At 72.3% G+C, this 22,204-nt stretch carries 21 protein-coding genes and 1 riboswitch; of the genes, 16 read left to right on the top strand and 5 right to left on the bottom strand.

Annotation, left to right across the window (positions count from 1 at the left end):
• Positions 1 to 84 precede the first annotated feature (84 nt).
• Entirely contained in the window at positions 85 to 1,494 is a 1,410-nt protein-coding gene (locus AB0M93_RS26505; RefSeq protein WP_364277302.1) for a sugar porter family MFS transporter, read from the top strand.
• 54 nt (positions 1,495 to 1,548) lie between these two features.
• On the opposite strand, the gene AB0M93_RS26500 is transcribed toward AB0M93_RS26505, so the two are convergent.
• Positions 1,549 to 2,403, bottom strand: coding sequence for a TIGR03619 family F420-dependent LLM class oxidoreductase (locus AB0M93_RS26500; RefSeq protein WP_364277299.1), 855 nt, complete (start codon positions 2,401 to 2,403; stop codon positions 1,549 to 1,551).
• A 258-nt stretch (positions 2,404 to 2,661) separates the two neighbouring features.
• Positions 2,662 to 2,740, top strand: a riboswitch (S-adenosyl-L-homocysteine riboswitch).
• Positions 2,741 to 2,754: 14 nt separating this feature from the next.
• On the opposite strand from AB0M93_RS26500, the gene metH reads away from it, so the two are divergent.
• On the top strand, positions 2,755 to 6,384 hold the full coding sequence (gene metH, locus AB0M93_RS26495; RefSeq protein ID WP_364277296.1) for a methionine synthase: 3,630 nt from the start codon (positions 2,755 to 2,757) through the stop codon (positions 6,382 to 6,384).
• Here the strand turns inward: metH and AB0M93_RS26490 are convergent.
• Entirely contained in the window at positions 6,366 to 7,517 is a 1,152-nt protein-coding gene (locus AB0M93_RS26490; protein ID WP_364277293.1) for an FAD-dependent monooxygenase, read from the bottom strand. The two genes, metH and AB0M93_RS26490, sit on opposite strands and share 19 nt — an antisense overlap.
• Positions 7,518 to 7,573: 56 nt before the next feature.
• A complete protein-coding gene (locus AB0M93_RS26485) occupies positions 7,574 to 8,977 on the bottom strand; it encodes a hypothetical protein (protein ID WP_364277291.1) in 1,404 nt (467 codons plus the stop codon).
• A gap of 102 nt (positions 8,978 to 9,079) precedes the next feature.
• On the opposite strand from AB0M93_RS26485, the gene cutA reads away from it, so the two are divergent.
• From cutA to AB0M93_RS26450, 7 genes are all read left to right on the top strand, one after another.
• Entirely contained in the window at positions 9,080 to 9,409 is a 330-nt protein-coding gene (gene cutA / locus AB0M93_RS26480) for a divalent-cation tolerance protein CutA (protein WP_364277289.1), read from the top strand.
• Positions 9,410 to 9,420: 11 nt separating this feature from the next.
• Entirely contained in the window at positions 9,421 to 10,128 is a 708-nt protein-coding gene (locus AB0M93_RS26475; protein WP_364277287.1) for an RraA family protein, read from the top strand.
• A gap of 65 nt (positions 10,129 to 10,193) precedes the next feature.
• Positions 10,194 to 10,658, top strand: coding sequence for a DUF6292 family protein (locus tag AB0M93_RS26470; RefSeq protein WP_364277284.1), 465 nt, complete (start codon positions 10,194 to 10,196; stop codon positions 10,656 to 10,658).
• 74 nt (positions 10,659 to 10,732) lie between these two features.
• Positions 10,733 to 11,380: a response regulator transcription factor gene (locus tag AB0M93_RS26465; RefSeq protein WP_364277282.1), complete on the top strand. Its 648-nt coding sequence runs from the start codon at positions 10,733 to 10,735 to the stop codon at positions 11,378 to 11,380.
• A 73-nt stretch (positions 11,381 to 11,453) separates the two neighbouring features.
• Positions 11,454 to 11,852 (top strand): ATP-binding protein, encoded by a 399-nt coding sequence (locus tag AB0M93_RS26460; RefSeq protein ID WP_364277281.1) that lies wholly within the window; start codon positions 11,454 to 11,456, stop codon positions 11,850 to 11,852.
• Positions 11,853 to 11,895: 43 nt separating this feature from the next.
• The gene (locus tag AB0M93_RS26455) at positions 11,896 to 13,317 is read left to right on the top strand and encodes a PAS domain S-box protein (RefSeq protein ID WP_364277278.1); all 1,422 of its coding nucleotides are present in this window, start codon (positions 11,896 to 11,898) and stop codon (positions 13,315 to 13,317) included.
• Positions 13,314 to 13,694: a response regulator transcription factor gene (locus AB0M93_RS26450; RefSeq protein ID WP_364277275.1), complete on the top strand. Its 381-nt coding sequence runs from the start codon at positions 13,314 to 13,316 to the stop codon at positions 13,692 to 13,694. Before AB0M93_RS26455 ends, AB0M93_RS26450 begins: the two co-directional genes overlap by 4 nt.
• Before the next feature lie 4 nt (positions 13,695 to 13,698).
• Here AB0M93_RS26450 and AB0M93_RS26445 read toward each other — a convergent pair whose 3' ends face one another.
• Positions 13,699 to 14,091: an STAS domain-containing protein gene (locus AB0M93_RS26445; protein WP_364277272.1), complete on the bottom strand. Its 393-nt coding sequence runs from the start codon at positions 14,089 to 14,091 to the stop codon at positions 13,699 to 13,701.
• Positions 14,092 to 14,326: 235 nt separating this feature from the next.
• Here AB0M93_RS26445 and AB0M93_RS26440 point away from each other — a divergent pair, with 235 nt between their 5' ends.
• The 3 genes from AB0M93_RS26440 to AB0M93_RS26430 are packed head-to-tail and all read left to right on the top strand — an operon-like array spanning position 14,327 to position 17,687.
• On the top strand, positions 14,327 to 14,635 hold the full coding sequence (locus AB0M93_RS26440; RefSeq protein WP_364277269.1) for a DUF4326 domain-containing protein: 309 nt from the start codon (positions 14,327 to 14,329) through the stop codon (positions 14,633 to 14,635).
• A 39-nt stretch (positions 14,636 to 14,674) separates the two neighbouring features.
• A complete protein-coding gene (locus tag AB0M93_RS26435; protein WP_364277266.1) occupies positions 14,675 to 17,254 on the top strand; it encodes a hypothetical protein in 2,580 nt (859 codons plus the stop codon).
• Between the two features lie 10 nt (positions 17,255 to 17,264).
• Positions 17,265 to 17,687, top strand: a complete 423-nt coding sequence (locus tag AB0M93_RS26430; protein WP_364277263.1) for a hypothetical protein — start codon at positions 17,265 to 17,267, stop codon at positions 17,685 to 17,687.
• Here AB0M93_RS26430 and AB0M93_RS26425 read toward each other — a convergent pair.
• A complete protein-coding gene (locus AB0M93_RS26425) occupies positions 17,669 to 19,114 on the bottom strand; it encodes a phenylacetate--CoA ligase family protein (protein WP_364277260.1) in 1,446 nt (481 codons plus the stop codon). The genes AB0M93_RS26430 and AB0M93_RS26425 overlap by 19 nt on opposite strands.
• Positions 19,115 to 19,142: 28 nt before the next feature.
• Between AB0M93_RS26425 and AB0M93_RS26420 the strand changes: the two genes are divergently transcribed.
• The 4 genes from AB0M93_RS26420 (at position 19,143) to AB0M93_RS26405 (ending at position 22,202) form a co-directional block, all read left to right on the top strand.
• A complete protein-coding gene (locus AB0M93_RS26420; protein WP_364277258.1) occupies positions 19,143 to 19,631 on the top strand; it encodes a MarR family transcriptional regulator in 489 nt (162 codons plus the stop codon).
• A 904-nt stretch (positions 19,632 to 20,535) separates the two neighbouring features.
• Positions 20,536 to 21,231 (top strand): hypothetical protein, encoded by a 696-nt coding sequence (locus AB0M93_RS26415; RefSeq protein ID WP_364277255.1) that lies wholly within the window; start codon positions 20,536 to 20,538, stop codon positions 21,229 to 21,231.
• 96 nt (positions 21,232 to 21,327) lie between these two features.
• Positions 21,328 to 21,633 (top strand): DUF1883 domain-containing protein, encoded by a 306-nt coding sequence (locus AB0M93_RS26410; protein ID WP_364277252.1) that lies wholly within the window; start codon positions 21,328 to 21,330, stop codon positions 21,631 to 21,633.
• Between the two features lie 92 nt (positions 21,634 to 21,725).
• A complete protein-coding gene (locus tag AB0M93_RS26405; RefSeq protein WP_364278014.1) occupies positions 21,726 to 22,202 on the top strand; it encodes an MSMEG_6728 family protein in 477 nt (158 codons plus the stop codon).
• The last annotated feature ends 2 nt before the right edge of the window (positions 22,203 to 22,204 follow it).

Below are 22,204 nucleotides of genomic sequence, written 5' to 3'. Positions count from 1 at the left end.
ACGACTGTCTTGCCCGGGTATTTCCGGCGTGTGAATGTGGTGGCCGCTGGCTGGACTGGACCTACGAAAGAGGGCGACCCGGCAATGACCGATCCGGCAAGAACTGATCAGTCAAGTACACCGGCAGCACGGCACATCGGCCGGACCACGCTGTACTTCTTCGGCGCACTCGGCGGCATCCTCTTCGGTTACGACCTGGGCGTGATCTCCGGGGTGCTCCCGTTCATCGGGAAACTGTGGGCGCTGACCAGCTGGGACAAGGGCGTGATCACCGCCAGCCTGTCGGTCGGCGCGATCGTCGGCGCGCTGTTCTCCAGCCGCACCAACGAAGCGCTCGGCCGCCGCCGCACGATCATGGTCGCCGCGGCCATCGTCATCGTCGGCACGCTCGCGGCGAGCTTCTCGCCGACGTTCCTGCTGCTGGTGTTCTCGCGCCTGGTGATCGGGCTGGGGATCGGGCTTTCGTCGTCGACCGTCCCGACCTACCTGTCCGAACTGTCCCCGGCGAAGTGGCGGGGCGCGATGGGCGCGCTCAACCAGATCTTCATCGTGCTGGGCATCCTGATCGCGTTCCTGGTCAGCTACTGGCTCGGGCCGATCTCGGCCTGGCGGTGGATGTTCGCCGGCGCGATCGTGCCCGCGGTGATCCTGCTCGTCGGGCTGGTGTTCCTGCCGGAGACGCCGCGGTGGCTGGTCAAGAACGGCCAGGAGGACGAGGCCCGGCGGGTGCTGGCCAGTGCGCACGGCAGCACCGTGAACCTCGACGAGGAGATCGCCACCATCCACGAGGTCATCCGGCTGGACACCGAGGAGAAGCCGCGGATCCGCGACCTGTTCTCCGGGTTCGTGCGGCCGATGCTCGTGGTGGCCCTGCTGCTCGCGATCGGCCAGCAGTTCAGCGGCGTCAACGCCATCAACGCCTACTTCCCGACGATGCTGATCGGCCTCGGCTTCGCCACCCAGGCCGCGCTGCTCTCGGGCGTGCTGCTGGGTGTCACGAAGTTCCTGTTCACCGCGTGGGTGGTGTTCGTGGTGGACCGCTGGGGCCGCAAGCCGCTGCTGCTCATCGGCAACGTCATCATGGTGCTCACGCTGGTGGCGGCCGGGCTCGTGGTGCTGAACGTCCACGACACCGGCACGCGCGGCATCTTGATGCTGGTGATGATGGTGCTGTACCTGGTCGGCTACGAGCTCGGCTGGGGCGCGGTCGTCTGGGTGATGATGTCCGAGGTCTTCCCGCTGAAGTACCGGGCGACCGGGATGGGCGTCAGCAGTGTGGTCCTCTGGGCGGCGACGGGCATCGTGAGCGCGGTGTTCCCGATCATCTCCGACCCGAAGTCCCTCGGCATCGGTGGCTCGATGTTCCTGTTCGCCGGGGTGAACGTGGTCCTGTTCGGGCTCACCAAGTGGCTGGTCCCGGAGACCAAGGGCCGCTCACTGGAGCAGATCGAGCTCGACCTGCGCGCGCGGCAGAAGGTCGCGGCCAAGAGCTGACCCCGGGGGGTCGATCGCCGGCGGGGCACGGATTTCGTCCGTGTCCCGCCGGTTTCAGTGCGCGGGGGCGAGGGTGAGCTTCCCGGCCAGCCGCCCGATCCACGCTTCGACTTCCTCCGGTGCGCGGTCGGGGAGCCCGAAGATCGTCTCGGTCACGCCGAGAGAATCCAGGTGCGCCAGGCGTTCCGGGTCCGGCCGCTCGCCGAGCGCGCAGATCCGCGGCGCGCCTTCACGGCCTTCGGCGTGCCAGATCTCCTTGAGCAGCGCCACGTTGCCGTCCAGGTCCGAGTCGGCCGGCGTGGTGATCCAGCCGTCCGCGTGCCGCGCGATCCAGCGGAACGTCTTCTCGGTCGGGCCGGCGCCGAGCAGCACGGGGACGTGCGGCTGGACCGGCTTCGGCCACGCCCAGCTCGGCCCGAAGGAGACGAACTCCCCGTCGTAGGCGGCTTCTTCCTCCGTCCACAGTGCCCGCATCGCCTCGAGGTACTCGCGCAGTGCGGTGCGGCGCCGGTTCCCGGGCACGCCGTGGTCGGTCAGCTCGTCGACGTTCCAGCCGAAGCCGGCACCGAGCGTGACGCGGCCGCCGGAGAGGTGGTCGAGGCTGGCGATGGTCTTGGCGAGCGTGATCGGATCGCTCTCGACCGGCAGGGCCACCGCGGTGGAGAGCCGGATCCGCTCGGTGACCGCGGCCGCCGTCGCCAGCGCGACCCACGGGTCGAGCGTCCGGCTGTAGCGGTCGTCGGGCAGGGAGGCATCCCCGGTGCGCGGGTGCGGCGACTCGCGTTTGACGGGGATGTGGGTGTGCTCGGGGACGTAGAACGTCGCGAACCCCGCGGCTTCGGCGGCGCGTGCCGCGGAAGCGGGGGTGATGCCCCGGTCGCTGGTGAACAGCACGATTCCGTAGTCCACCCGCGGAGCGTATTAGAACGTGTTTCAGTTTTCAAGCGGGGTGCCGGTGACTTTCCGGAGTTCGACTATCACGCTTCGTGGCCTTGAGGGGTGCTCGATACCGGGCTGACACACTCGGCGAGGCAGTCGTGGCGCGGTCGGTCGACGGAGGTGCAGGGTGGCCCGGATACTCCATTGTGGACGGACATCGTCCCAGTCAGTGGACACCCCGGCGGGGCGGGATGGCGTGCGCGGGCCCGGTTCCGATACCGTGGACCACAGGCCGAGAGGCGCTGCAACGGACCACCGGGTCCGCCACGCTCGGCCGGGAATGACCAACCAAGGGCGCCTCCCGATCGAGGGAGGCTGCCGGTGAACACCCCGCACGAGTCAGAAGCACAGCTACGCGAGCTGCTCGACCAGCGGGTGGCGGTCCTGGACGGTGCCTGGGGCACCATGCTGCAGGGCGCCGGGCTGACCCCGGCCGACTACCGCGGCGACCGCTTCGGCGAGCACACCCACGACGTCACCGGTGACCCGGACCTGCTGAACCTCACCCGCCCGGACGTCATCCTCGACGTCCACCGCCAGTACCTGGCCGCGGGTGCGGACATCACCACGACGAACACCTTCACCGCCACCAGCATCGGCCAGGCCGACTACGGCCTGCAGGACCACGTCCGCGAGATGAACGTCCGCGGTGCGCAGATCGCCCGCCAGGCCGCCGACGAAGCCGGCGGCCGGTTCGTCGCCGGGTCGATCGGGCCGCTGAACGTCACGCTCAGCCTGTCGCCGAAGGTTGAAGACCCGGCGTACCGGGCGGTCACGTTCGAGCAGGTCAAGGCCGCGTACGCCGAACAGATCGCCGGTCTCGCCGAAGGCGGCGTCGACCTGCTGCTGATCGAGACGATCTTCGACACGCTGAACTGCAAGGCCGCGATCGCCGCCGCCCGTGAGGTCGCCCCGCACCTGCCGCTGTGGATCTCGGTGACGATCGTCGACCTGAGCGGCCGGACGCTGTCCGGGCAGACCGTCGAGGCGTTCTGGAGCTCCATCGAGCACGCGAAACCGCTGGTCGTGGGCGTGAACTGCTCGCTGGGGGCCGAGGAGATGCGCCCGCACGTCGAGGAGCTCGCGCGGATCGCCGACGCCTACGTCGCCTGCCACCCCAACGCCGGCCTGCCGAACGCGTTCGGCGGCTACGACCAGACGCCGGAGGAGACGGCCGGGCTGATCGGCGGCTTCGCCCGCGAAGGCCTGGTCAACCTGGTCGGCGGCTGCTGCGGCACCACCCCGGCGCACATCGCGAAGATCGCCGCGGAGGCGAAGAGCGTGGCCCCGCGCCGGGTGCCGGCGCCGCGCACCCACATGCGCTTCAGCGGGCTCGAGCCGTTCGGCATCGGCGCCGACACCGGGTTCGTGATGATCGGCGAGCGCACCAACGTCACCGGCTCCAAGCGGTTCCGCCGGCTCATCGAGTCCGGCGACCACCAGGGCGCGGTCGACGTCGCCCTCGAGCAGGTCCGCGGCGGCGCCAACCTGCTCGACGTCAACATGGACGCCGACCTGCTGGAGTCCGAGCAGGCGATGACGACGTTCCTCAACCTCATCGCGACCGAGCCCGAGGTGGCCCGGATCCCGGTGATGGTCGACAGCTCCAAGTGGAGCGTGCTCGAAGCCGGCCTGCGCTGCCTGCAGGGCAAGGGCGTGGTCAACTCGATCAGCCTCAAGGAGGGCGAGGAGCCCTTCCTCGCCCAGGCGCGCACCATCCGCAACTACGGTGCCGGCGTCGTCGTGATGGCCTTCGACGAGCGCGGGCAGGCCGACACCGCCGACCGCAAGGTCGAGATCTGCGGCCGCGCGTACGACCTGCTCACGCAGAAGGCGGGCTTCGCGGGCGAGGACATCATCTTCGACCCGAACGTCCTCGCCGTCGCCACCGGCATTTCCGAGCACAACGGCTACGCGAAGGCGTTCATCGAGGCGCTGCCCCGGATCAAGGAGCGCTGCCCCGGCGCGCGGACCAGCGGCGGCATCTCGAACCTGTCGTTCTCCTTCCGCGGCAACGACGTGGTGCGCGAGGCGATGCACTCGGCGTTCCTGTTCCACGCGGTCAAGGCCGGCCTGGACATGGGCATCGTCAACGCCGGCCAGCTCGCGGTCTACGAGGACATCCCGAAGGAGCTGCTCGAGCTGGTCGAGGACGTGCTCTTCGACCGCCGCGAAGACGCCACCGACCGGCTGGTCAGCTTCGCCGAGAACGTCAAGGGCAGCGGCACCAAGCGCGTCATCGACCTCTCGTGGCGCGAAGGCACGGTCGGCGAGCGGCTCTCGCACGCGCTCGTGCACGGCATCGTCGACTACATCGAGGACGACACCGAAGAGGCGCGGCAGCAGATGGCCCGGCCCCTCGACGTCATCGAGGGCCCGCTGATGGACGGCATGAAGGTCGTCGGCGACCTGTTCGGCTCCGGCAAGATGTTCCTGCCGCAGGTGGTCAAGAGCGCCCGCGTGATGAAGCGGTCGGTCGCCTACCTCGAGCCGTACATGGAGGCGGAGAAGGAGAAGGCGCGCCAGGAGGGCCGGCTCGCTTCGGCGGGCGGCCAGGGCAAGATCGTGCTCGCCACGGTGAAGGGCGACGTCCACGACATCGGCAAGAACATCGTCGGCGTCGTCCTCGGCTGCAACAACTACGAGGTGATCGACCTCGGCGTGATGGTGCCGGCGGGCAAGATCCTCGACACCGCGGTCACCGAAGGCGCCGACGCCGTCGGCCTGTCCGGGCTGATCACGCCGTCGCTGGACGAAATGGTCGCCGTCGCCGCCGAAATGCAGCGGCGCGGGCTGAAGCTGCCGCTGCTCATCGGCGGCGCGACGACGTCCCGCCAGCACACCGCGGTCAAGATCGCCCCGGCTTACGACAACGCGACGGTGCACGTGCTCGACGCCTCGCGCGTCGTCGGCGTCGTGTCCGACCTGCTCGACCCGGACCGCTCGATCGCGCTCGCCGAGAAGAACCGGGCCGATCAGGAGGTGCTGCGCGAGCAGCACGCGAGCAAGCAGCGCCGTCCGATGCTCACCCTCGGGCAGGCGCGGGCCAACCGCGAGCGCGTGGTGTTCGCCGACCTGCCGGTCCCGCTGTTCACCGGCGCCCGGGTCGTCGAACCGGCCATCGCCGAACTGCGCGAGATGATCGACTGGCAGTTCCTGTTCCTGGCCTGGCAGCTCAAGGGCAAGTACCCGGCGATCCTCGAGCAGCCGGTCGCCCGGGAGCTCTTCGACGACGCCAACAAGCTGCTCGACGAGATCATCGCCGAGGGCAGCTTCACCGCGAAGGGCGCGTACGCGTTCTGGCCCGCGCACAACGAGGGCGACGACATCCTGCTCGACGGCGAGTTCTCGCACGTCCGGTTCCCGATGCTGCGTCAGCAGACCTCGAAGCCGGAGGACCGCGCGAACCGCTGTCTCGCCGACTACATCGCTCCCGAGGGCGACCACCTCGGCGGGTTCGCGGTCGCGATCCACGGCGCCGAGACGCTGGCGGCGAAGTACGAGGCCGAGCAGGACGACTACCGGGCGATCATGGTCAAGGCGCTGGCCGACCGGCTCGCCGAGGCGTTCGCCGAGCACATCCACCTGCGCGCCCGCCGCGACTGGTTCGAGCCGGACGCCGAGCCGGAACTGGCGGACCTGCACGCGGAGCGGTTCCGCGGCATCCGCCCGGCGCTGGGCTACCCGGCCAGCCCCGACCACAGCCAGAAGCGCGAGCTGTTCGAGCTCCTGGAAGCCGGCGAGCTCGGCATGGACCTGACCGAGTCGTACGCGATGACACCGGCGGCGAGCGTGTCCGGCCTGATCTTCGCCCACCCCGACGCCCGCTACTTCACCGTCGGCCGGCTCGGCCGCGACCAGGTCGAGGACTACGCGCGCCGCAAGGGCGTCGAGATCGCCGAGGTCGAGCAGTGGCTGCGGCCGAACCTGGCCTACGACCCCGAGGCGTAGTCCGGCAGCTCGATGTCCGTGGCGAACTTGCCGGTCGCCTTGAGCATCAGGCCGAGCAGGAAGCGGGACTTGAACGTCCAGTCCCGCAGTTTGATCCGCAGCGGCGACGGCGGCGCGAGGAACGGCCCCGCGCTGCCGCGCTGCGAGACCTTCGCGTAGCCGCGGAACAGCTCCTCGTAGCGGGCGAACGCGATCCGGTGGTCGCCACCGGCCGCGTGGAGCTCGCCCGCCAGCACGTACGCGCCCACGACGGCCAGGCCGGTGCCGAAGCCGCCGAGGGTGTTGCCGTAGGCCGCGTCGCCGAGCAGGACGACCCGGCCGCGGGCGTAGCGGTCGATCGTGACGCGGCTGAGCGAGTCCAGGTGGAACTCCCGAGCCTGCGGGATCCTGGCCATCAGCTCCGGCACCCGCCAGCCGGCGCCCTGGTAGGCGTCCATCAGCAGCTGCCGCTGCTTTTCGGTGTCGGTGCGGTCGTAGTCGAGCTCGGGTGAGGCGAACACGAAGAACGCCGACGCCTTCGGCCCGCCGACCGCGGCCATCCGGCCCGGCTCGTTGTACATGACCGCGTCGCCGCCGCCGAGTTCCTCGCCGAGCTCGGCCAGCGCGTAGTGGTAGCCGAGGTACCGGACGTAGTCGCGTTCCGGGCCGAAGGCCAGCCGCCGGACGTTCGAGTGGATGCCGTCGGCGCCGACGACCAGGTCGAACCGGCGCGGCCGCGCGTGGGCGAAGGTGACGTCGACGCCGTCCGCGGTCTCGGTCAGCGAGGTGATGGTGTCGCCGAAGAGGTATTCGCAGTCCGAGTGCGTGTAAAGGATTTCCGACAGCTCGCCGCGGCGGATTTCGATGTCGCCGCCGGTGAATTCGCCGGGAATCACGGCCCGCGGCTCGCCGTCGGCGTCGACGATCGTCTGGTCCCGGCCGCCGGTCCGGCGGCGCAGGACCTCGTCGAGGAGGCCCATGCGCGCCAGGACGGTCCGGTGGGTGGCGCCCTTGAAGTCGACGGCCTGGCCGCCGGGCCGCAGCGCCGGGGCACGTTCGACGACTGTGACCGTGCAGCCGTAGCGGGTCAGCAGGCAGGCCAGAGCGGGGCCGGCGATGCTCGCGCCGGAGATCAGGACGGTGCGGTTCTTCATGCCGCCGAGCTTCGCCAGGGCCGCTTACCGGTCCCTGGCGAAGCGCTGACGGTGGCCTACTCGACGGCGCCGCTGCCCGTCAGCAGCGTCTGGTACCAGCTGTCGTACGGGTGGTTGGTCGCCGGGTAGTTCGCCAGGGGAGTGGTGGCCTGGCTCGCGGAGTCGAAGTCCCAGCCGCGGACCAGCTTGCCCGCCTGCCGGGCCGAGGTGATGAACGCCGACTCCGTCGCCGGGGCGCCGTAGAACAGCGCTCCCTGCTGGAGTTCGGCGCTGTCGCCCTTCTGGAACTCGTCGAAGGCGACCTGCCGGTAGCGGATCCGGTCGCCGGCGACCCGGTCGGTGTCGGCGCGCAGCGTCTGCGCCGAGGTCGGGCCGTCCGCGCCGGTCCACACCGACACCGTCCGCCCGGCGCTGGTGGCGGTCGCCTTGGCGAACCGCGCGTCCGACGTCTTCCCGTTGCCCGACCACGACACCGTGGTGCCCGCCAGCACGCCGGCCCAGTCCCAGTTCTGGCTGCTGCTCTGGCTCTGGTGGATTTCCCGCAGGTGCGTCGCGTCGGTGAAGGCGACCGTCGGCAGCACGCCGTTGTCGTACTGGTGGGACGCCTGCCAGGTGATCTCGCCGTCCGCGCCGAGCTTGCCGACGTGGTACCAGAGCGTGGCCGCGCTCTGCGACTGGTGCACCTCGACGAGGTCGCCGTTGTCGTTGAGGGCCACCGCCGGCGTCTGCCCGCTGTCGTACTTGCCGTGCCGCAGCCAGGTGACGCGCCCGTCGGCGCCGTAGGTGCCCGTCCAGTACCAGAGGGCGCCGGCTCCGGAGTCGTGCACTTCGACGACCTGGCCGCGCCCGTTGAGCGCGACCGCCGGGTGGTAGCCGACGTCCCGCTTGTACTCGGTGCGGGATCCGCCGTCACCGGACAGCAGCGGCAGCACACGCCCGCGCAGCGCGTCGACGTCCGGCTGCGCCGGGTAGTCCTGCGCCCGCAGCAGCCGCCCCCCGAACACCGACTCCAGCTCCTGGTTGAGCGCGGTCAGGTTGCCGGCCGCGTAGGAGGGGTTGTCGGTCAGGTCGTCCTTGAGGTCGAGCATGACGACGATCGGCGCGGCGGCCGGGTGCTGCGCCGACCACGTGTTCACGACGGCCAGCCAGTCGCGGAGGTTGTTCGACGCGGGGTTGCCGCCGCTGTGGTCCACGAGGTTGCCGGGCGAGTCGTGCCCGACGGCGTAGTCGTGCGAAGTGGCGTAACCGTTGTCGTGCACGTCGAGTTCCAGGAACCGCACACCGTGGTCGAGCTGGTAGCCGAGGGAGTTCTTGGCCCCGTCGACGTTGCCCGAATAGCTGTTGTGGGTCGCCCGGAACACCGACCCGGTGAACGGCGGGCTCGCGGCGTGGGCCGTGCCGGGGGACAGGACCGCGGCGGTCACCAGAGCGGAAACGGCCAGCGCGGGCAAGCGGCTCATCCTCGGATCCTCACGTCGGCGGCGGGGTGCCGCCCATCCTGGCCGCCGGGTGGTTGCGCTGTCTCGAATTCCGGGTGAAAGGTCGCCGGTAACCTCGGCGGCATGGCGGCAGAACACGTGATCGTGACGTCCACGACGGACTCGGAAGCGGCGGCGCGGGAGCTGGCCGCCCAGGCGGTCGAAGCCCGGCTCGGGGCGTGCGCCCAGGTCGTCGGGCCCATCACCAGCGTCTACCGGTGGGACGGCGCGGTGCAGACCGGCCAGGAGTGGCGGGTGGAGATCAAGACGACCGCCGCCCGGGTGGCGGCGCTGACCGAACGGCTGCGGCAGCTGCACGGCTACGACCTGCCGGAGGTGATCGCCACCCCGATCGTCGGCGGCAGCGCCGAGTACCTGGCGTGGCTGACCGGGGAGACCGCCGACGCTGGCTAGATTCTCCGGATATGGAGCATGAAGCACTCAGGCCGCGCTTCGCGACGCTGACCACCGCCCACCTCGCCGACGCCTGCATCCGCGCCGGGCTGCCGGTGCGCTGCGCCCCGGCGGGGACGCGCGCGGTCGCGCCCGGCACCCGCCTGTTCGGCCCGGCCGTCCCGGCCCGGCACGTCGGCAGCGTCGACGTCTTCCTGGAGGCCTTCGAGGACGCCCCGGACGGCGGGGTGCTCGTGGTCGACAACGGCGGCCGGCTCGACGAAAGCTGCGTCGGCGACCTCGTGGTGCTCGAGGCGCGCGCCGCCGGGCTCGCCGGGGTGGTCATCTGGGGCCTGCACCGCGACACCGCGGACATCCGGGCCATCGGGCTGCCGGTGTTCAGCCTCGGCTCCCTGCCCACCGGGCCGCTGAGCCTGGGCCCGCGCGTCGAAGGCGGCCTGGCCGAGGCGATCGTCGGCACCTGGCGGATCGGGCCGTCGGACCTCGTGCTGGGCGACGACGACGGCGTCCTGTTCGTCCCGCTCGCCCACGCGGGTGAACTTTTCACGCTCGCGGAAGGGATCCGCGACACCGAACGCCGCCAGGCCGACCGTATCCGCGGCGGCGAACCGTTGCGCCGGCAGGTGCGTTTCGGTGAATTCCTGACCGCCCGGGAAACGAATCCGGCCTTGACTTTCCGCGCCCATTTGCGGGCGGTGGGCGGGGCAATCGAGGAATAGCCACGAAAGTGTGATCGTCCGCCCGATCGGGTACTCCCGCCGTGCGACGGGTGCGGGAGGCGGACATGAACACACTCATCGGCTTCGGCCGGGACATCGAATACCACTTCGCCCGGGGGCTGCGTGCCTACCTCGGCCGGGTCGCGCAGGCTGTCGGCGTCGGCTTCGAGTCGTGTTCGCTCGACCTCGACGTCCCCGCCTCCGGCTACGTGGCCCTCGACCGCACGCACCCGGACCTGCCGGGCCACGACCTGGCGCTGATCTGGGACGAGGTGCACGGCTGGTCGGCGGTCGTCGAGCCGGCGGGCGGCGGCGCGGCGAAGCTGCTCGCCTACCTCGGCGGCCCGGAGGTCCTGCCGCCGCCGCGCGCGGTCGCCCGGTTCCTCGAAGTGCTGCGCGTCGCCGGACCGGCGGCCGGGGCGTTCCGGCCGCCGGTGTTCCGGACCGCGGGCCACCACGAGGACCTCGTCGACTGGCTGCCGGTCACCGGTCCCGAAGGGCTGCTGCGGCCGAGTTCCCCGGCCTGGTGACCCGCGTCCGGACGACGGCCGGAGGGCCGGGCGCCTAGGATGGGCGCGCAGCCACCGCCGGAGTGAGGAACACCGTGAGCAGCGCCGATGAGCCCCGTCCCGTCCGGGTCCTGCTCGTGGAGGACCACGACATGGTGGCCGAGGCGCTGCAGCAGGCTCTCGAGCGCGCCGACGGGATCACCGTGGTCGGCCGGTCGCGGTCCCGGGCGGAGGCCGTCGCCGACGCGCGCGAGCACGCCCCCGACGTCGTGGTGCTGGACCGGCGGCTCGCGGACGGCGACGCCCTCGGCGTCGTCGCGGAGCTGGGTTCGGGCGGTGCGCGGGTGCTGGTGCTGACCGGTGACGCGACCCCGGCGGTCGCCGTGCAGGTGGCCAAGGCCGGTGGTGCCGGCCTGCTGCTCAAGTCTTCCCAGCTCGGCGTGCTGGAGTCCGCCGTGCGGGACGTCGCCGCCGGTGGCGTGGTCTTCGACCAGGAGCTGCTGCCCGGTGTCTTCGACCGGCTGACCGGCCGGGGACCCGCCGGCGGGGCCGCCCTGACCGCGCGGGAGCGCGAAACCCTCGACCTGCTGGCCGAAGGCGCGACGACCGACGAGATCGGCCGGCGGCTGGGCGTGTCCCGCAACACCACGCGCAACCACGTCCAGCGGGTGCTGGAGAAGCTCGGGGCGCGGTCGAAGCTCGAAGCCGTCGCGGTGGCCCGCCGGGAGGGTCTCCTCGGCTGATGCACCTGCACCAGCCGCGCACCGGGGCGTTTGCCTCTCGCGCCGGCCGGCGGCCTCGGCCACGCTTGACGTCGTGAACATCCCTGCCCCGCTCACCGCCGAGTGCCCGCTGACCGACCTGGCAGGCGGCCTGGCCGCCGCCCGCCGGTTCACCCGCGTCACCCTGCTGGCCTGGGCCGGTGGCGTCGCCGTCGACGACGCGCTCCTGGTCGTCACCGAACTCGCGACGAACGCCCTGCGGCACGGCGGCGGTGACCCGGTCCTGCGGCTGAGCGTGGACGGCGCGGACGTCCGCATCGAGGTCTTCGACGACAACCCGGCGCCGCCGGTGCGCCGCCCCGCGGGTCCCGACGGCGGCTGGGGGCTCGCCCTCGTCGACCGCCTGTCCACGGTGCGGGGGACCGCGCCGCACGGCAGCGGGAAGGTGGTGTGGTGCCTCCTGCCCGCCGCGTCCGCCGAGCTCGCGAGCTGAGCACCACCGTGCCCGATCGGCGGCGATCCGGCAGAGTTGCCGCATGGACGACGACCGGTTCCGGCTGCTGGTGCACGGCGTGCTCGACTACGGGATCTTCATGCTGGACACCGAAGGCTGTGTCCTGAGCTGGAACGCAGGGGCGGAGCGGATCACGGGGTATGCGGCGGGGGAGATCGTCGGGCGGCACTTTTCGAGGTTCCACCCGGCGGAGGATGTGGCGGCGGGGAAGCCGGAGCGGGAGCTGGAAACCGCGGTCGCGGACGGCCGGCTGGAGGACGAGGGGTGGCGGCTGCGCAAGGACGGCACCCGGTTCCGGGCGAACGTCGTGGTCACCGCGCTCCACGACGAGCAGGGCGAGCTGCGCGGTTTCGGGACGGTGATTCGTGACGTGACCGAGCGCCGTGCGGCCGAAGCGGCCTTGCGGGAAAGCGAAGAGCGGTTCCGCCTGCTCGTGCAGAACGTCCAGGACTACGCCATCTTCATGCTGGACACCGAAGGCCGCATCGTCAGCTGGAACGCGGGCGCGGAGCGGACCAAGGGGTACGCGGCGGAGGAGATCATCGGGCGCCACTTTTCGGTGTTCTACCCGGCGGAGGACGTGGCGGCGGGGAAACCGGAGCGGGAGCTGGAAACCGCGGTCGCGGACGGCCGGCTGGAGGACGAGGGGTGGCGGCTGCGCAAGGACGGCACGCGGTTCTGGGCGAACGTCGTCATCACCGCGCTCCACGACGAGCAGGGCCGGCTGCGCGGCTTCGGGAAGGTCACCCGCGACATGACCGATCGCCGCAACGTCGAGCAGGCGCTGCGCGAACGCCGCCGGCTGGTCGGGCACCTGGTGGAGGCCCAGGAGGTGGAGCGGCGGCGGATCGCCTGGGACGTCCACGACGAGTCGATCCAGTCCATGGTGGCCGTCGGCATGCGCCTGCAGCTGCTCGCCTCCCGGCTGCCGGAGCCGCACGCGAGCGCCGTCAGCAGCCTCGACGAGTCGGTGAGCGCCTCGATCGCCCGGCTGCGCGGCCTGGTGTCGCGGCTGCGGCCGCCGGAGCTCGACCGGCACGGCCTGGTCGAGGCGGTGTCGGCCTACGTCGACGAGGTCGCGGGCCGATGGGGCCTGGCGCACTCGGTCCGCGACGACCTCACCGCCGAGCCGTCCCCGGAAGCGGCGATCACGGTGTACCGGATCTGCCAGGAGGCGCTCAGCAACGTCCACCGGCACGCACGGGCCGGCCGGGTCGAGGTCACGCTGTCCACTGTGGACAACGGGACGCGGGTGCGGATCACCGACGACGGCGTCGGCACGGCAGGCGGCGACGCCGGCGCGGGCCACTTCGGCCTGGTCGAGATGCACGAACGCGCCGAAGCGGCGCACGGCTGGCTGTCGGTGCGCAGCACGCCCGGCGAGGGCACGACCGTCGAGTTCTGGCTGCCCCTGCTGCCCGACGTACCGGAGCTCGAACCGTGACCGAGCTGCGGGTGCTGATTTCCGACGACGACGTGATGATCCGCGACGTCCTGAAAGAGGTGCTGGACTCCCAGTCCGACATCGCCGTGGTCGCGGTGGCCGGCGACGCCGACGAAGCGATCCGGCTCGCCGAGCGGCACCGGCCCGCGGTCGCCGTTCTCGACGTCCGGATGCCGGGCGGCGGCGGGGCGCGGGCGGCGCGCGAAATCGCCCGGCTCAGCCCGGGAACCGCGATCCTGGCCTTCTCCGCCTACGCCGACCGGACGTCGATCGCCGGGCTCTCCGCGGCCGGCGTCACCGAGTACCTGGTGAAGGGCGCGCCGAACGCGGCGATCGTCGAAGCCGTCCGGCGGCTGGGCCGTCAGTCGGCCGGGTGAGCGGTCAGCGGACCGGCCGGACGTTCACGACGCTGTCGAAGTCCGTCGGGATCAGCGTGAACAGCCGCCGCACCGCGCGGGACCCCCCGGCGTCGACGGTGAGGCGTGCGCCGGCGGCGTCGGCGAGCAACCGCGCGCGCAGCAGCGAGTTCAGGCCGGCGACGGAGAAGAACGTGACGCCGGAGAGGTCGACGACGAGTTCGTCGAGCCGGGCCGGGAGCCGGGCCTGCAGGACCGCGTCCAGGCGGCGGGCGGTGCCCAGGTCGAGTTCGCCGGTCACCTCGACGAGGACGGTGCCGGGCTCGGGCTCGAGCACGCGAAGCGCCATCTGGCCGCCGGCGGTCACCCAGCCGGGGGCGGTGCGGACCTGGTCGGCCGAGCGGGGTTGAGGAACCATCGCGGCACACCCTTTCGTCGGGCAGCGGGGGCGGACCGGACGTTTTCGGGACGGGATGCCGCACACGGCAGCCTGCCGGCCCGGGCGCGGAACGTCCGGCAGCGGCTGACGGCTCAACCGTGAACCTTCAGCATAGTGCATCTGCACTAGGTGAACCACCGGGTGTGACCGCGGATGAGCCGGGTGGCGGATTGCGCGGCGCCGGAGCAAGGTTGCGGACGGTGAAGGAGGGCGGATGCCGACCACCGTCGTCAACCTGAAGGGGCACCGGGACGATCCCGCGTACGCCGATGTCGTGTACGTCGGGCGGGCCATGCACCGCGGCGGCTGGCACCTGGCCGGCTCGAAGCTCGCCAGCCCCTTCCGGCCCGGCCCCGACGGCTCCCGCGAACAAGTCGTCGCCCGGTACCGGGAGTACCTCCTCGGCCGGCCGGATCTGCTCGCCCTCCTGCCGGAGCTGCGCGGCCGCCGGCTCGGGTGCTGGTGCGTGCCCGAACCGTGCCACGCCCAGGTCATCGCCGAGCTGGCGGATCACGGGCCGTAACGAACCGCACCCCCTGTGCGAGTAACCTGACACGAGGGGGTGGTCGATGTGCGCGCGCGCCGGCTCGGCGGCTTCGACCAGGCCGAGCTGCCCGAAGCCCACCGGATCCGGTGGTGGCTGGCGGCGGTGACGGCCGGGCTCGTCGCGGCGGGCTTCGCCGTCGTGCCCTACCTGCCGTTCTTCCAGAACCTGACCTTCGTGAAGGACCCGAAGGTCGCCAGCGTCATCACCTGGACCGTGCTCCAGACGTCCGTCGTGCTCGTCTCGGCCGTCCTGACGCTGTACTTCGTCGGCAGGGCGCGCCTCGAAGGCGCGGCCTACCGCGCCAACCAGATCGACATCCGGGTGTTCGTCGACGAACGCCCCGAAGGCAGCCACGACCGCGAGATCGACTCCGCCGTCGAGCTGACCGCCACCTTCAAGCGGTTCCTCAACGACTCGCGCCTCTACACCCCGACCCCGGTCCCCGGCGCCGGGAGCTCGTACGACTTCATCCAGATCGTCGAGCACGCCGGCGACTCCGCGGACGGCTGGTGGAAGGCGGCCACGAAGCTGATCCGGCTCGCGCAGCCGCCCGCCGCGTTCACCGTCACCGGCACCGTCCGGCCCGGCAACACCCCCGGCCGCTACCAGCTCATCCTCGAACTCGTCCGCGTCCCGCGGTTCGCCGCCGGCCCGCTGGTGATCGAGGACGAGAACTGGCCGCGGGTCCTGCACCGCGCCGCGAACGCCGTTGCCGCGCTGGTCATCCCGCGCAGCGCCTACGTCCGCACGAACATCCACTGGGCCGCGTGGCGCGGCGCGAAGATCCCGTACGAGCTGTTCGACGCCTACCAGCGAGCCAACCACTTCATCACCTACCGCCGGTACGACGAAGCGCTGGCCGAGTACTACCGGGCGGTCAGCCTCGACCCGGCGAACGTCTACATCAGACTCGAAATCGCCGCCCTGCAGGAACAACTGGACCTGCACCTCGACGCGCTCGCCACCTACGACGACGTGATCACCGTCTGCAGCCGCGGTCACCCCGACCTGGCCCGGTGGTGGATCGGCCCCGACTTCGCGCGCCAGCCCCGCCGCGACGCCCGCGGCCGCGACGTCGCCCTGCTCATCGCCCGCTACCGGCACGCGCTGGTCCTCGGCCACGGCGACTCCGTGGCCGGTTCCTGGTGGGTGCGGCGCACGACCGCGGGCGTCCCCGGCGACGCGCGGGCGCAGCGCCGCGCCGAACTGCGGGAGGCGGTGGAGCTGCGGTTCCGCCGGTACGTCGACCTCGACGTCCGGACGCACCCGGCGGGCATCTCGCGCGAGCAGCGCCTCGAGCTGCACCGGCGCGTCCTGCGGGTGCCGGTCGAAGAACTGCTCGTCCACCAGGCGACCCCGGCGCAGCTGGCCGAGTACAACCAGCGCGCCGCGGAGATGCGCTCGTACTTCTGCGCGCTGTCGCAGTACGAAATCGAGCGGCTCGTCGAGGACTACCGCCGCTTCGGCAGGCGCTGGCGGCGCAGCTGGCGGCAGCTGACCAACCGGGCGCTGGACCTTTCCCTGGTCTGGGCGGTGCTGCGGCGCGCGATGGCGGACGTCGAGCCGGAGACCGGGGCCGTGCCCGAGCCCCGGCCCGCCTACCCCGGCAGCCGGGTGCGGCTGGCCGACGTCTGCCCGGACCGCCACTGGCCGCCGGACCCGCGGGCGCTCGACGCCACCGTCGAAGCCGCCGGGCCGCGCCGGTCGTGGGAGGAGTGCTACAACGCGGCGAGCGTGTACGCCGTCGCGATGCTCGAAGTCGGCCCGCGCGGCGAACGCGACCTGCGCGACCGTGCCCGCAACCCCCGCCTCGAAGGCGAATCGCGGGACGAGGTGGCCCGCCGGGCGGTCCGCGAGCTGTACCACGCGGCGACGATCAGCCACAGCGGACGGCTGCCCGAGCGCCGGTCCTGGGTGATGGGGGAGGACCCCGACCTGGCCGCCCTGCGCGGCCACGAGCTGTTCCGCGTCTTCGAGATGGTGACGTTCTCGCCGGACCGCGCCGCACCGCTGCGCCCGCAGCGCGCCCACGTCTGGGAGCAGGTCAGCTACGTCCGCCGGCTCGTCGCCGAGATCGCGGGCTGCCGGGCGCACTTCTGGCGGGTCCGCGCGCTCGACACCGGGCCGCCGCCGGACGGCCGCACCCTCGACCGCTGGCGCGCGGCCGACCGCGACGCCTGGCGCCGGCTCGCGCGGCTGGCCGCGGGGAAACAGGACTGGTACACGCGTTACCAGGCGATCTGCGCGTTCCGCGAGTGGGCGGCCGAGTCCGGGTACCCGGGTTCGATCTCCGGATTCCCGTTGTACTGCGAGGAAAGCCTGCACGCCCAGCTGCGCGGGGCGGCGGGCCCGCGCGCGAAAACCGGCCTCGACGCCAACATCGTGGTCCGCGAGTACGTCCGGCTCTGCGACCGCCGCCTGGACCACCTGGTCGCCGACATCGGCGAACTCGAGCAGCTCCCGGTGCGGGCCGAGGACTTCACCGCCCGCGCCGAACTGTGGGCGGCGCTGTGTTCGTGGTTCGACGACGACATCGCCGACGGCTCGTCCGCCGACGAACGCCGGGAACGGTTCCGCAAGCTGGCCCGGCCGTAGGCTGGCCGGTGTGCGAAGGCGGTTGCGGACGTTGCGCGTCGGGGAACGGGACTACACCTGGCGGGCCACCATCGGCCACGTGGCCGGGGACGGCGACGAGGTCCACCGGTGCATCCGGGTGCGTGTCTGGGGCGCGGGCAAGAACAGCCGCGCGCTGGAGGCCGACCTGCTCTCGAAGGCCGTGGGCGACGGCTGGCCCGCGGTCGCGACCGACGGCTCCTACCCGGCGCCCGCGGATGTCCGGTGCCTCGTTGCGCACGCGTTGACCGCCGGCTGGGAGCCGGCCGCGCCCGGCGGGGTCTTCCGGCTCACCGAGGCGCACGGGCTGGAGCTCCCGGGCTTCCTGATCACCGATCGGGTGCGCGACCCGGCGGCGGCGGACCCGACCGGGCGGGTCATCCGGGCGTTCGGACGTCAGGACGGCCGCGTGTAGCGGTGCTTCACGCCCACCGGGAAGTACTCGGGATCGCCGGCCGGGCGCAGGACGACGTCGGGGAGCTGCCGCTCCGGCGGGACGTAGTGCGCGAACTCGCTGTTGAGCCGCACCAGCTGCGCCTGCACCGCCGCCGCGATCCGGCCGGCGTCGGCGGTCGTGCCCGGCGCCGTTTCGACGGTGATCCGCAGCCGCCGGTCCCGGTCGGCGTCCTCGATCGCCTCGATGACGAACTTGCCGGTCACGGTGTCGCTGATGCCGGGCTGTTCCAGGCCGACGGTGACGTTCTCCGGGTAGACGTTCGCGCCGAAGAACGACACCGTGAACAGCGACCGGCCGAAGACGTACACGAACGGCAGCTCGGGGCCGGGCGGGGGCGTGAAGCCGTGGCGGGCGCAGAAGGCGAGCAGCTCGGCGTGCGGCAGGATCCCGCCGTCGTCGGCGATGTGGTAGCGGATCAGCGGGATGCCGCCGTCGGCGGTGAAGACGAGCGTGCCCTCGTGCACCTCGAAGAACCGGCTGGCCGGGTCGTACTGCACCAGCGTCGGCAGCCGCGCGTCGCCGAACAGCTCACGCGCCAGGTCCGGGCGGCCGGCGAGGAACCGCCGGATGCCCGCCGACACCGGGGTTTCGGTGCCGAGCACGCCGGCATCGGCCGTGCCGTACAGCGACGCGATGTCGCGGACCGGGTCGGCGATCCCGGCGCGGCGGGCCACCAGGTCGCGCCACTGCTCGCTGAACACCTCGCCGGCCAGCACCAGCTTGAGCGCGTACGCGGGCCAGTCGGTGCCCGCGGCGAGCCCGGTGTCGACGACGTCCTTGACGAACGGCGGGTAGCCGAGCAGCACGACCTGGTCGAAGTGCGGCGCGAGCTCGGGCAGCACCCGCAGGATTTCGGCCTTGTTGTTGCCCGGCGCCACGACGGTGATCGGGCAGCCCTTGGCGGCGAGGTGGCGCACGCACGCGGTGGTGAACAGCCCGCCCACCCAGGTGCCGAGCGGGAAGCAGACGACGGCGAGCGTGCTGCGCCGTCCGGCGTCGAAGGCGTCCACGAGCACCTGCTCGAACCGCCGGGCCACGTGCAGTTCGTCCTCCAGCGACCGCGGCCACACGGTGGGGTGGCCGCTGGAGCCGGAGGAGACGGCGATCATGTCGTTGCCCGCGAAGGTGCCGCCGCGGCACAGCTCGGGCAGCGGGTACTTCCGGTGGTAGGACGCCTTGCCGGTGAGCGGGAGCTGCCGGAAGGCGGCCATCGTCGTGACGCCCGCCGGGTCGATCCCGTGCTCGCCGAGGAACTTCCGGTAGGCCGGAACGGTTTCCGCGGTGCGGTGGAAGAGCTCCAGGACGTGCTCGGGTTCCGGTGGCCGGGACGGGCCGAAGAAGGTGTCGAACGCCTGCCGCACGCGGGTCTGCCGGCCGAGGTCCATGATCGGAGCATAGCGGCCGGTCCGTGCCATGATGGGCGCCGTGAGCACCTCCGCGGAGCAGCAGGCCGCCGGCCCGCCGTTGACCCTGTACCTGGTCAAACGGCTCGAGCTGGTGATCAGGGCGCTGCTCGACGACGCGCTGCGGCCACTCGGGCTCACCACGCTGCAGTACACGGCGCTGACGGTGCTCGAAGCGAGCGGCGCGCTTTCTTCGGCGCAGCTGGCGCGCCGGTCGTTCCTGCGCCCGCAGACGATGCACGAAATGGTGCTGACGCTGGAAAAGCGCGGCCTGATCGCGCGGACCCCGAAGGCGGACAACAAGCGAGTCCTGCTGGCGGGCCTCACCGACGCGGGCCGTGAACTTCTGGCGGGCTGCGCCCCGGCGGTCACGGAGCTGGAGCACGCGCTGCTGGCGGACATGAGCCCGGGCCGGCGCGCGACGTTCCGCGAGGGCCTGCAACACGGCGTCACGGTTCTCGGCGCGTTGTCGGGTCAGAGACGTGCGCAGGAAGCCTGACGGCGGCGGAGGAACCGCGGATCGGACGACCGGTCCAGCGACCTCACCCGGCTGGAGCCTCGAGCGAGGCGCGAGAGTGGGAAATCGCTAGTCCGGACGAGTGGAAGCGCCGAGCGGCCCGTAGCAGGGGTGTCGCCGACGGCGTTGAGGGGTAAAGACCCAGTCCCGCAACATCAGGAGGTTCGCCGAAGTGACCAGGGCCGGCAAGGTGCGCGACGCAACCGTCGCAGCACGGCGGCTGCTGGTGCTGGCGGGAGCGGTGGCGGGCCTCTGGCTGGTGTCGTGGCTGCTGTCCGGAAACGCCGACGCGGCCCCGGCCCCACCGACCCTCCCGAACGGCGCACTGGCTTCGGCTCAGGCGGACGTGCCGTCGGTGCCGCACGAGGCGGCGAGCTTGGTGAAGAGCGCAACCCGGCCGGCGGTGGGATCGCGGAGTCCGGGGCCGGTGCCGATCGTGGCTGGTGTAGCGACGCGGGCGTTGGGTGCCGCAACGCCGATCGCCGAGCCGGTGGCTCGCGCGTCTGCGGCTGCTGTGTCCCCGGTGGTCGGAGGCGTTGGCGCGGTTGCGGGGCCGGTCTCGCGGACGGTTGCGGCGGCTGTGTCGCCGGTGGCCAGCGGCGCTTCCGCGGTGGTTGATCCGGTGTCGCGGGCGGTGGGGGCTGCCGCGTCGCCGGTGGCGCGGGCTGTTGGTGTCGTTGTGGAGCCGGTGTCGCCGGTGGCCAGGAGTGCCGCCGCGGTGGTCGAACCGGTGTCCCGGACGGCTGGAGCCGCCGCATCGCCGGTGGCCGGGAGCGTGGGCGCAGTTGCGACGTCGGTGGCGCGTGCCGCGGTGTCGCCGGTGGCCGGAAGCGCCGGGCTCGTTGTCGCGCCCGTGGCGCGGACCGTCGGGACCGTTGTGTCGCCCGTGACCCGAACCGCCGGTGCGGTGGTGGCGGCTCTGGGACCCGCCGTCTCGCCCGTGGCCCGGGCCGTCGGTGCGATGGCCGAGCCGGTCTCCCCGGTGGTTCGGGCGGTCGTGGCTCCGCTCACCGGGATCGCCGCCGCGGTGGTCGAACCCGTGTTGCGTCCCCTCGAACCGGTTGTCTCGGCCGTCACCCGGCCAGTGGACGGCATCGTCCGCCCGGTCACCGGCGTCGTGCAGCCCGTGACCGCTCCCATCCTCGGCGCTCCGCCACCCGTGCGCAGCACCCATCTCACCCTCGTCACCAGCCGTGCCGGGCAGCTCGTCCTCGCGGAAGTCTCCCAGGCCGTCGCCCTGCCCGTCGCCGAGCCCGGGAGCTCTTCCGGTCCGGCAGCGGCGCTGAGGCCGGAGTCCGCGGCGCCGCCGGGCCGTCCGGGCCACGCCTGTGCCGACGGCAAAGCCACCCCGCACCGAAGCGCCGTCCGCAGCGAAGTCCTGCCGCGTCGCGATGCTCCCGGGAACGCGCCGGCGCCGGTGCGGCCCGTGCCGTCCGATGTCGCGTCCGGGACCGGGTCCGGTGTTCCGGCCGCCTTCCTGGCCGGCGGGCACTGGATCCCCGGTTTCCGGGCGGCCACCTGGGCGCACGGGGACTTCGTGCCGCTGTGGCGGCCGTGCGAACCGGGTACCGGCCCGGGTTAGTTCCGTCCGATCTTCCGCCCGTCGTGTGCTCCGCGGCGTGTTCCGCGCTGCCCGCGACCGCTGAAACCGAAACTCCACGCGTGGAAGAGGGACGAAATGGAACCGAGCGTGTTCGACCTCGGGAAAGTGCGAAGAGACGCGGTGGTCACCGTCCGCCTGGACGCGATGGCCAACGTCAGGCTGCTGACCGCGGTCAACTTCCAGGCCTACCGGCGCCGGCAGTACTACCGGATGCACGGCGGGGTGGCCACCGCACCGATGTTCAAGATCCACATCCCGGCCAATGCCCACTGGTTCCTGGTGATCGACGTGGAGGGCCTGGAAGCCCGGCCCCTGCGCCCCCGGGTGAGCGTCGCACCGGAACCGGCTGTGACGGCCCGCGGGCACACCGGCCCCCGGTGACCCGCCGGCGGCCCCGGTCTCGTGGCCGGGGCCGCCGTGACGGTCCACTGTGGCCGGTGGTTTCCGGCGCCGCGGCGGGGTACCCGTCCGGGATGCAGACGTTCCTGCCGTGCGCGGACTTCACCGCCAGCGCCCGCGTCCTCGACCGCCGCCGGCTGGGCAAGCAGCGCGTGGAGGCGCTGCAGGTGCTGCGCGCGCTGGTGATCCCCGGCTACGGCTGGCGCCACCACCCGGCGGCGAAGATGTGGTGGGGCTACGAAGAGGCGTTGACGCGCTACGGCCTCGAGGTGTGCGCGGTGTGGTGCGCCCTGGGCGCGGCGGACACGTGCGCGGTCAAGCTGACCGGCGAGTTCGAGCAGTCGGTGGGCGCTTCGGTGGTCCGGACGCAGCCGGAGCTCGCGGCGGCGGGCGAGGTGCCGCCCTGGCTGGGGGACGAAGAGCTGCACCGCAGCCACCAGTCGGCCTTGGTGCGCAAGGACCCGGACCACTACGGCGCGCAGTTCCCGGGCGTGCCGCCGGACCTGCCGTACGTGTGGCCGCCCTCGGACCGGCCCAGCCGCACCGGCTGAGC

It is taken from the genome of Amycolatopsis sp. NPDC051102 (assembly GCF_040682815.1).
Taxonomy (GTDB): Bacteria; Actinomycetota; Actinomycetes; order Mycobacteriales; family Pseudonocardiaceae; genus Amycolatopsis.
The sequence above is the reverse complement of the archived record's forward strand: the minus strand, read 5'-3'. Positions and strand labels throughout refer to the sequence as shown.

Coding starts and splice junctions, on each gene's coding strand:
- AB0M93_RS26505 (WP_364277302.1), top strand. CDS start 85: ATGACCGATCCGGCAAGAACTGATCAGTCAAGTACACCGGCAGCACGG.
- AB0M93_RS26490 (WP_364277293.1), bottom strand. CDS start 7,517: ATGAAGAACCGCACCGTCCTGATCTCCGGCGCGAGCATCGCCGGCCCC.
- AB0M93_RS26485 (WP_364277291.1), bottom strand. CDS start 8,977: ATGAGCCGCTTGCCCGCGCTGGCCGTTTCCGCTCTGGTGACCGCCGCG.
- cutA (WP_364277289.1), top strand. CDS start 9,080: ATGGCGGCAGAACACGTGATCGTGACGTCCACGACGGACTCGGAAGCG.
- AB0M93_RS26475 (WP_364277287.1), top strand. CDS start 9,421: ATGGAGCATGAAGCACTCAGGCCGCGCTTCGCGACGCTGACCACCGCC.
- AB0M93_RS26470 (WP_364277284.1), top strand. CDS start 10,194: ATGAACACACTCATCGGCTTCGGCCGGGACATCGAATACCACTTCGCC.
- AB0M93_RS26455 (WP_364277278.1), top strand. CDS start 11,896: ATGGACGACGACCGGTTCCGGCTGCTGGTGCACGGCGTGCTCGACTAC.
- AB0M93_RS26445 (WP_364277272.1), bottom strand. CDS start 14,091: ATGGTTCCTCAACCCCGCTCGGCCGACCAGGTCCGCACCGCCCCCGGC.
- AB0M93_RS26440 (WP_364277269.1), top strand. CDS start 14,327: ATGCCGACCACCGTCGTCAACCTGAAGGGGCACCGGGACGATCCCGCG.
- AB0M93_RS26425 (WP_364277260.1), bottom strand. CDS start 19,114: ATGGACCTCGGCCGGCAGACCCGCGTGCGGCAGGCGTTCGACACCTTC.
- AB0M93_RS26420 (WP_364277258.1), top strand. CDS start 19,143: ATGATGGGCGCCGTGAGCACCTCCGCGGAGCAGCAGGCCGCCGGCCCG.
- AB0M93_RS26410 (WP_364277252.1), top strand. CDS start 21,328: ATGGAACCGAGCGTGTTCGACCTCGGGAAAGTGCGAAGAGACGCGGTG.
- AB0M93_RS26405 (WP_364278014.1), top strand. CDS start 21,726: ATGCAGACGTTCCTGCCGTGCGCGGACTTCACCGCCAGCGCCCGCGTC.